Consider the following 7,745-nt stretch of genomic DNA (forward strand, 5'->3'; position numbering starts at 1 on the left):
TGCAAATTATTCTGGTCTCAAACAAGTTTATTCAATAAGTCTTACACTTGCTTGATGCCAACAACCCCCATAAAAACCCTCTCAGCAGCAGATAAGTCACGACTTATTGAAATGGCATGGGAGGATCGCACCCCATTTGATGCGATTGAGCAATCGTTTGGCATTTCAGAATCCCAAGTGATTGCGTTGATGCGACAAGAGCTCAAGAGATCATCATTTGAGCTTTGGCGCAAGCGAGTGACGGGTAGGGCAACTAAACATGTTGCCCTTAGAAGCAAGTTGGTTAATCGAGCATATTGCTCTACTCAATACAAAATTAAATGACATCCCCAAAAAAACTTGTTCTCATATTAGGGGATCAGCTTGATTTAGAGAGTACGGCGTTGGCAGATTTTGATGCTGCAAATGATCAGATTTTGATGGTGGAGTCTATTCATGAGGCGCAGTATGTGTGGTCTCACCAAGCCAAAATTGCGCTATTTATTTCTGCGATGCGACATTTTGCACGGGCACTGAAGGATTTGAATTATCCACTGACGTACATTCGCAATTCAAGTCTTTCCATTGTTGGCGCTCTAAAAGAGAAAATCCTAGACGACAACATTACCCATTTAGTCTGTATTGAGCCTGGAGAATGGCGTTTAAAGCAAGAGCTCTTAGAGCTGGCAGACGAACTGCATCTTCAGTTAGATATGCGTGAGGACAAACACTTTTTTTGTACGCAAAAAGAGTTTCAGGAATGGGCTGTTAATAAGAAGGAGCTGCGGTTAGAGTATTTTTATCGCCTCATGCGCAAAACCCACAATATCTTGATTGATGCTGATGGCAATCCAGAAGGCGGTCAATGGAATTTTGATCAGGACAATCGTAAGCCTTATCCAAAAAAAGGGCCTGGCATCATCGATGACCCAATGATGTTTGAGCCTGATGAAATCACGCAAGAAGTCATCGAGTTTGTTGGCAAAACCTATCCAGATCACCCTGGGTCATTAGAAAAATTTCGGTGGCCGGTGACTCGTCATCAAGCTCTAGAAGCATTGCATTATTTTGTGGAATATCGATTACGAAACTTTGGCATTTATCAAGATGCGATGTGGACCAATACCCCATATGGTTGGCATTCCATACTCTCAAGTTCTCTGAATTTGAAATTACTCAATCCAAGAGAGGTGATTGCTGCTGTTCTAGATGCTTGGAAAAAATATTCCCTAGATCTTTCGACGGTGGAGGGATTTATTCGGCAAATATTGGGATGGCGAGAGTTTGTAAGAGGCATGTACTACTTGGATATGCCCCAAATGGCGGAAGATAATTATTACAACCATCAAAATGCTCTTCCACAGTGGTATTGGAATGGCAAGACAAATATGGCATGCATGCGAGATGCGATTGGTCAAACTTTGGAATACGGTTATGCGCATCACATCCAGCGTCTGATGGTGACAGGTAACTTCGCGCTACTAGCTGAAATCTTGCCTTCTGAAGTGTGCGAATGGTATCTGGCGATTTATGTAGATGCGATTGAGTGGGTGGAGCTACCAAATACAGCAGGCATGGCATTATTTGCCAATGGCGGGCGCTTTACTAGCAAGCCGTATATCGCCAGTGGTGCTTACATAAAACGCATGAGCAACTATTGCGATTCGTGTCAGTACAAGCCCGATGTGCGTTTTGGGGCATCAGCATGCCCAATGACTACACTGTATTGGAATTTCTTAATTAAACATCGCGAACAATTTGAATCTAGTCCGCGCACACGTTTAATGACCGCCAATTTAAAAAGAATTAGTGACACTGATCAGAAAGCGATTGTTCAGCATGCTCGGCGCATACTCTCTGATCTGAATGCGTTATAGGCCACTCTATGTCCAATGCTTTTAAGGGTAATAAAGGTTATTTACCTAGCAAAATATGTGTTGTTTGCAATAGAACCATGACTTGGCGAAAGTCTTGGGCTAAAAATTGGGAGGCGGTCAAATATTGTTCAGATGCTTGTCGCAAGAATGCACCAAAGAATGTCACCCCAACAAGATAGTGTGATTTACCAGGGTAATTTTTCGCCTGAGTAGCTAAAAAAAGTTCCGGTATCGCTAGTCTGTAGATGTTCAATGACTTTAAACATATCTACTACAGCATCCTGCGCAGGCCTTCCTATCTGCTCGCCACGAAAAGGCTTGGAGAGTCTCGAGTTGACTGTTCCCGGATGCATGGCAATGATTGCGGCCTGAGGTTTAGTGCGGGTCATTTCAATTGACGCCGTTTTAATCAACATATTGAGTGCTGCTTTGGAAGCACGATAACTGTACCAGCCGCCTAGCCGATTATCTTCAATGCTCCCCACTTTGGCCGATAGGGTAACCATGATGCTGCCACGAGGATCAAGTAGCTTTGCAAAGTGACGTATGGTTAATGCAGGGCCGATAGTGTTGATTTTTAGCAATTCCATTAATTGATCTGCGTTGATGTCATCCAGTTTTTTCTCTGGCATCCAATCATCGCTATGAAGAACGCCAATCGTATTGATGATCAATTGGTATGGTCCATCGCGACCTAGGCTAGTCGCACAATCTTCAATAGATGATGGGTTCTGATAATCGATGAATGGGTTGGAATGACGATGAACTCCTACAACCCCAGTGCAGTTGGGGTTATTTGTTAGCAAATCCATAAAGGCCGATCCAATGGTGCCTGATGAGCCTATGACTAATGCGCGAAAGGGATTAGGTAGTAATTTCAAGATATTGCGTTCATTGTTGTGTGCTCTGCCAGTTTATTGAATAAGTCTTACACTTGCTTGATGAGTCAGCAATTACAAAAATTGACACTTTTTTATGATGGTGCGTGCCCGCTGTGCCAGGCAGAAATATTATTTCTTGCCAGGCGCAATCAAGCAGGTTTACTGGGATTTGTGGATATCAACACCACTGCTTTTGATCCTGCAAAAGTTGGTGTTTCCTGTCAGGCTGCATTAGCTGCCATGTATGCGCAATATGCTGATGGCGCATTAATTCATGGCCCCGCTGTTTTTCCTGAAGCATACCGTAGAGCAAATTTACCTTGGATGGCTTGGCTATTTTCTCGAAAAACATTGCAGCCCCTATTCAATGTAGCCTATCAATTTTTTGCTACCCATCGCCATGCCATTTCAAGAATTTTGGGGCCCTTAGCGCTATCTCTGGTCAATGCGACTGCAAAAACTGAAAAAGTAAAGCCGTACAACTGATCTTGGAAAGTGATTGCTACGTGTTGAAATATTTCTTTGTCTGCTTTCTTGTTGTGATGTGTACGCTCAGTGGCGTCAGCCAGGCGCGTGAATTAGCTTATGTTGATGAGGCGCTAAAGCCAGCAAAGCTACAGGGCAGTGGCAAACTCACTTGGTATGGTTTGCATGTTTATGATGCTTACTTCTATCGCAGTGCTAGCCAAAATCCTTCTGAATTTGCCCTAGATTTACGTTATTACCGAGCGCTTGCTGGCAATGCAATTGCAAATCGTTCGGTTGAAGAGATGAAAAAAATTGGCGTGCCTGATGGACAAGCTCAAATCTGGGGAAAGCAGCTCGCTTCTTTCATGCCCAATGTGGAGCCTGGACAAAATATCACTGCGATTTATCTTCCCAAGCAAGGCACCACCTTTTACTATGAAGGTAAACCCATTGCACAGATACCAGGCGCAGACTTTTCTAAAGCATTTTTTGGTATTTGGCTAGATGCAAAAACCAGTGCGCCCAAATTACGAGAGCAATTACTGGGGCAGTCATGCCCACCACCCATTATTCAAGAGGCTTGCAATTAATGAAATCTATCGTTAAACCCATTCTCACCATTTTTCTTTGTTCTTTTTTGCTGTTGGGTTGCGCGGGTCAAAAGATTTCTCAGTACGCTAACGAAAAACCCTCGCTAGACCTGAGTGAATACTTTTCCGGAACGGTAGATGCTTATGGCATTTTTACTGATCGAAGCGGAGCAGTAGTGAAGCGCTTCACGGTATTAATTCAAGCTAGCTGGCGTATGGTTGATGGAAAAAAAGTAGGCACCTTGGATGAAAGCTTTGAGTATTCCGATGGCACGAAACAAAAACGGATTTGGACATTAACTGAGGTCGCGCCAGGTCGCTATACCGGCAAAGCTGACGATGTTGTAGGTGAGGCTAGCGGCTCTTCTGCTGGCAATGCGCTGAACTGGGCTTATACCCTTGCACTGCCAGTAGATGGCACGATTTACCATGTTCAGTTTGATGACTGGATGTACTTAGTGACGCCTAAGGTAATGATCAATAAGGCGCAGATGAGTAAGTTCGGAATTCATCTGGGTGAAGTGACGCTTAGCTTTTATAAACGCTAGTAAGCAAATTACCCCCCCCGAACGCAATTCGGGGGGGGTAAAACTAAGCTGCTAATTTGCTAGGCTCTTCTTCGGCGCTCACTGAGTGTCGTATCAAGTAGTCAAACGCACCCAGTGACGCTTTTGCACCTTCACCCATAGCAATAATGATTTGTTTATAAGGCACGGTTGTGCAATCACCAGCTGCAAATATGCCAGGCACTGAGGTTTCGCCTTTGGCGTCAACCAAAATTTCACCACGAGGTGAAAGGTCTACAGTACCTTTTAGCCATTCTGTATTGGGCAGAAGGCCAATTTGCACAAAGATACCTTCAAGCTCAATCGTATGTTCAGTTTTTGAGGTGCGGTCTTCATAGCGCAAGCCATTCACTTTGTTGCCATCACCTAATACTTCTTTGGTTAAGGCGCTCTTGATGACCGTCATGTTAGGTAAGCTAAACAACTTTTTCTGCAAAACGGCGTCAGCACGAAGCTGGCTATCAAACTCAATTAAGGTGACGTGGCTCACAATACCCGCCAAATCAATGGCAGCTTCTACGCCTGAATTTCCGCCGCCGATAACGGCCACGCGTTTACCTTTGAATAGAGGGCCATCGCAGTGAGGGCAGTAAGCCACCCCTTTATTGCGATACTCTTGTTCGCCTGGCACATTCATCTCTCTCCATCTTGCACCTGTGCTCACAATGACGGATTTGCTTCTGAGAGTTCCCCCATTAGCCATTTCAATTTCGATGCCAGATTGGGTTTTGCGCAATGCGCTCGCACGTTGTAGGTTCATCACATCCACTTCGTAATCTTTGACGTGCTGTTCTAATGCTTGAACAAGTTTTGGCCCTTCTGTATGTGATACGGAAATAAAGTTTTCGATGCCTAAGGTATCCATCACTTGTCCACCAAAGCGCTCAGCAACAATTCCGGTGCGAATGCCTTTACGTGCGGCATAAATTGCAGCAGCTGCACCTGCGGGACCGCCACCAATGACCAAAACATCATAGGCGTCTTTGGCATTCAGTTTGGCAGCTTCCTCTTCTGCGCTGCCAGTATCTAGTTTGGCCACAATCTCTTCAACACCCATGCGCCCAGAGCCAAATACTTCGCCATTGAGGATGACTGTTGGTACTGCCATTATTTGGTATTGATCCACCAACCCTTGAAAGAGAGCGCCATCAATCATTTCATGCTCAATATTGTGGTTGAGAGTTGCCATTAAATTGAGAGCCTGAACTACATCTGGGCAGTTATGGCATGACAAAGAAATAAATGTCTGAAAGCGGAATTTGCCATCGAGCTTGCGAATGCGCGCAATCACGTCTTCTTCTACTTTGGGCGGATAACCGCTGGCTTGCAATATCGCCAGGATAAATGACGTCATTTCATGACCCATTGGTAATCCTGAAAAAGTAATGCGTGCAGGCTCGCCGGCTTTGCTAACTGTAAAGCTGGGTTTATTTTGTGCTTGGCCGTCGACCTTTACAGAAATTTTTTCTGATTGCTCAGCAACCTCATTTAACAACTCGAGCATTTGAGATGAAGCTGAGCTATCGTCTAAAGATGCAGTGAGAACAATCGGATGAACGATTTTTTCAAAATAGGCTTTGAGTTGGGTTTTGATGTTGGTATCTAACATGGTCACTTCCTTTATGGTGTATTCAGTGAGTCTATTGGGCAGGATCTCATCCTCTCCAATAGACTCTCCGTAGAGAGTCTGATTGGTTCAAAAAGCGAGAGGGATTAAATCTTGCCGACAAGATCCAAGGATGGAGTCAATGTGGCAGCGCCTTCTTTCCATTTCGCTGGGCATACTTCACCAGGATGAGCGGCAGTATATTGAGCGGCTTTGAGTTTGCGCAGTGTCTCAGAAACATCACGTGCAATCTCATTGGAGTGAATCTCAGCGGTCTTAATCACACCTTCAGGATTGATTACAAATGTGCCACGCAATGCAAGGCCTGCTTCTGGAATGTGTACACCAAACGCATTTGTCAATGTGTGTGTTGGGTCGCCGACCAAAGGAAACTTGGCCTTGCCAACAGCAGGAGAAGTTTCGTGCCAAACTTTGTGTGAGAAATGTGTATCGGTTGTGACGATATAGACTTCAGCACCCAGTTTTTGGAACTCTGCATAGTTGTCAGCCGCATCTTCGATTTCAGTAGGGCAGTTAAATGTAAATGCTGCTGGCATGAAAATGAAAACAGACCATTTGCCTTTGATGCTTTCGTCGGTTACGGTCACAAACTTGCCGTTATGAAAAGCTTCAGTTTTAAATGGGGCTACGGTGGTATTGATGATGGACATGATGCTCCTTTGTTAAATAAGTATGTTTAATTTTTACGTATTGTTTAGACAACGGAGTCCATTCTAGGCACTATTCAATTATTTGTATAATGAATAATATAGATATTTATTATCGATATAATTGATAATTAGCCATCCCCTGTAGTTCTCGGGATAATTGCTGGTCATTGTTCAATTCTTATGAAATTTATGCGTCTTTTTATATCGCTGTTATGTAGCCTTTCCTTGTTAGCGGGGTGTCAGGCAACAGGTCAAAATGGCAAACCTTTGACTCAGGCCGAAATTTTGCAAAAGCGCCAAGCCACTATTGAGATGGCAAAAACTGGTCTTGATGCTTTGATAAAACAAAATCCAAAGGCAAAAGAAGAGATTGAGAAAGCTGCTGGGTATGCCGTTTTCAATACCACCAATGTCAATGTTGTCTTATTGGTGCTGGCACGGGGTGAGGGCGTTCTTTATGACAAGCGTCGTAAAGAGCCAGTTTTTATGCAGGATGTAAAAACTGGCGAAGGTCTTGGCGCGGGTTATCAAACCCAATATCAGATCATCATATTTAAGACTACCTCTGCAATCGATCAGTTTTTATTGGCATCCATTGATGGTCAGCAAGGAGGCTTGGATGTTGAGGCCAATTTCTCGGCGGGATCGGGCGGAGTGATTCGATCATTTAATCCTTACATTACTTTTTACACGGTAGGTCTTTCTGGTTATGACCTTCAAGCCAATTATGGTGGTGCGCTTTTCCTAGTCGATCAGCAGCTTAATGATGTGGGTACTCTTAGCAGTCTCCCAAAAAAATCGAGCACCAAACCTTAGGAAGAGCTTAGGGTAACAAGCGTTCTACTGGTATTCCTCTATAGCAACACCTCAAAACGAGAGTAGATTGTATTTATTCCAAACTAGATCTCTGGAGAGGGTTGTTATGAGTAAAAAATCACTGAATGATGCCGTATCAAAACATCAGGAAAATGCGGTCAGCGCTGGTAGGGCTGTGGGTCGCGTCACTATGGAAAGTGCTCAGGCGATAGAGCAAATCAATCAAAAGGCAGCGCAGGATTTTCCCGATCGGATACAAACTCGTCTTTCGGAGCTGTTAAAAACTCAGAG

10 protein-coding genes and 1 pseudogene are annotated in these 7,745 nt (G+C 44.2%); 8 read left to right on the forward strand and 3 right to left on the reverse strand.

Features of this window, described 5'->3' with window-relative positions; translation table 11 throughout:
• Nucleotides 1–54 precede the first annotated feature (54 nt).
• From KIH43_RS06805 to KIH43_RS06815, 3 genes are read left to right on the forward strand one after another with little or no spacing between them, the layout of a single operon-like run.
• A complete protein-coding gene (locus KIH43_RS06805; RefSeq protein WP_296968702.1) occupies nt 55–324 on the forward strand; it encodes a TIGR03643 family protein in 270 nt (89 codons plus the stop codon).
• Nucleotides 321–1,856, forward strand: a complete 1,536-nt coding sequence (locus KIH43_RS06810; RefSeq protein ID WP_297719096.1) for a cryptochrome/photolyase family protein — start codon at nt 321–323, stop codon at nt 1,854–1,856. The genes KIH43_RS06805 and KIH43_RS06810 overlap by 4 nt, the downstream gene beginning before the upstream one ends.
• Before the next feature lie 8 nt (nt 1,857–1,864).
• Nucleotides 1,865–2,035, forward strand: coding sequence for a DUF2256 domain-containing protein (locus tag KIH43_RS06815; protein ID WP_297719099.1), 171 nt, complete (start codon nt 1,865–1,867; stop codon nt 2,033–2,035).
• Nucleotides 2,036–2,041: 6 nt separating this feature from the next.
• Here the strand turns inward: KIH43_RS06815 and KIH43_RS06820 are convergent, their stop codons facing one another.
• Complete coding sequence (locus tag KIH43_RS06820) at nt 2,042–2,737, reverse strand: SDR family NAD(P)-dependent oxidoreductase (RefSeq protein ID WP_297719102.1); 696 nt, start codon at nt 2,735–2,737, stop codon at nt 2,042–2,044.
• Nucleotides 2,738–2,797: 60 nt separating this feature from the next.
• On the opposite strand from KIH43_RS06820, the gene KIH43_RS06825 reads away from it, so the two are divergent.
• From KIH43_RS06825 to KIH43_RS06835, 3 genes are read left to right on the forward strand one after another with little or no spacing between them, the layout of a single operon-like run.
• A complete protein-coding gene (locus tag KIH43_RS06825) occupies nt 2,798–3,223 on the forward strand; it encodes a DUF393 domain-containing protein (RefSeq protein ID WP_297719106.1) in 426 nt (141 codons plus the stop codon).
• Nucleotides 3,224–3,279: 56 nt separating this feature from the next.
• On the forward strand, nt 3,280–3,795 hold the full coding sequence (locus KIH43_RS06830; RefSeq protein ID WP_297719109.1) for a chalcone isomerase family protein: 516 nt from the start codon (nt 3,280–3,282) through the stop codon (nt 3,793–3,795).
• On the forward strand, nt 3,795–4,343 hold the full coding sequence (locus KIH43_RS06835) for a DUF3833 domain-containing protein (protein ID WP_297719113.1): 549 nt from the start codon (nt 3,795–3,797) through the stop codon (nt 4,341–4,343). Before KIH43_RS06830 ends, KIH43_RS06835 begins: the two co-directional genes overlap by 1 nt.
• 43 nt (nt 4,344–4,386) lie before the next feature.
• Here the strand turns inward: KIH43_RS06835 and ahpF are convergent, their stop codons facing one another.
• Both ahpF and ahpC read right to left on the reverse strand, forming a co-directional pair.
• The gene (gene ahpF / locus KIH43_RS06840) at nt 4,387–5,970 is read right to left on the reverse strand and encodes an alkyl hydroperoxide reductase subunit F (protein ID WP_297719115.1); all 1,584 of its coding nucleotides are present in this window, start codon (nt 5,968–5,970) and stop codon (nt 4,387–4,389) included.
• A 104-nt stretch (nt 5,971–6,074) separates the two neighbouring features.
• A complete protein-coding gene (gene ahpC / locus KIH43_RS06845) occupies nt 6,075–6,638 on the reverse strand; it encodes an alkyl hydroperoxide reductase subunit C (protein ID WP_296968718.1) in 564 nt (187 codons plus the stop codon).
• 189 nt (nt 6,639–6,827) lie between these two features.
• Here ahpC and KIH43_RS06850 point away from each other — a divergent pair, with 189 nt between their 5' ends.
• A complete protein-coding gene (locus KIH43_RS06850; protein WP_296968721.1) occupies nt 6,828–7,454 on the forward strand; it encodes a hypothetical protein in 627 nt (208 codons plus the stop codon).
• Nucleotides 7,455–7,560: 106 nt separating this feature from the next.
• Nucleotides 7,561–7,745 (forward strand): annotated as a pseudogene (locus KIH43_RS06855) (phasin family protein); the annotation flags it as partial.

Origin of the sequence: Polynucleobacter sp. (assembly GCF_018500155.2) — a bacterium.
Lineage (GTDB): Bacteria > Pseudomonadota > Gammaproteobacteria > Burkholderiales > Burkholderiaceae > Polynucleobacter.

Bases quoted from the DNA above. Each gene is read 5' to 3' on its own strand.
- KIH43_RS06805 (WP_296968702.1), top strand. From the start codon at position 55: ATGCCAACAACCCCCATAAAAACCCTCTCAGCAGCAGATAAGTCACGA.
- KIH43_RS06810 (WP_297719096.1), top strand. From the start codon at position 321: ATGACATCCCCAAAAAAACTTGTTCTCATATTAGGGGATCAGCTTGAT.
- KIH43_RS06850 (WP_296968721.1), top strand. From the start codon at position 6,828: ATGCGTCTTTTTATATCGCTGTTATGTAGCCTTTCCTTGTTAGCGGGG.
- KIH43_RS06825 (WP_297719106.1), top strand. From the start codon at position 2,798: ATGAGTCAGCAATTACAAAAATTGACACTTTTTTATGATGGTGCGTGC.
- KIH43_RS06835 (WP_297719113.1), top strand. From the start codon at position 3,795: ATGAAATCTATCGTTAAACCCATTCTCACCATTTTTCTTTGTTCTTTT.
- KIH43_RS06815 (WP_297719099.1), top strand. From the start codon at position 1,865: ATGTCCAATGCTTTTAAGGGTAATAAAGGTTATTTACCTAGCAAAATA.
- ahpF (WP_297719115.1), bottom strand. From the start codon at position 5,970: ATGTTAGATACCAACATCAAAACCCAACTCAAAGCCTATTTTGAAAAA.
- KIH43_RS06830 (WP_297719109.1), top strand. From the start codon at position 3,280: ATGTGTACGCTCAGTGGCGTCAGCCAGGCGCGTGAATTAGCTTATGTT.
- ahpC (WP_296968718.1), bottom strand. From the start codon at position 6,638: ATGTCCATCATCAATACCACCGTAGCCCCATTTAAAACTGAAGCTTTT.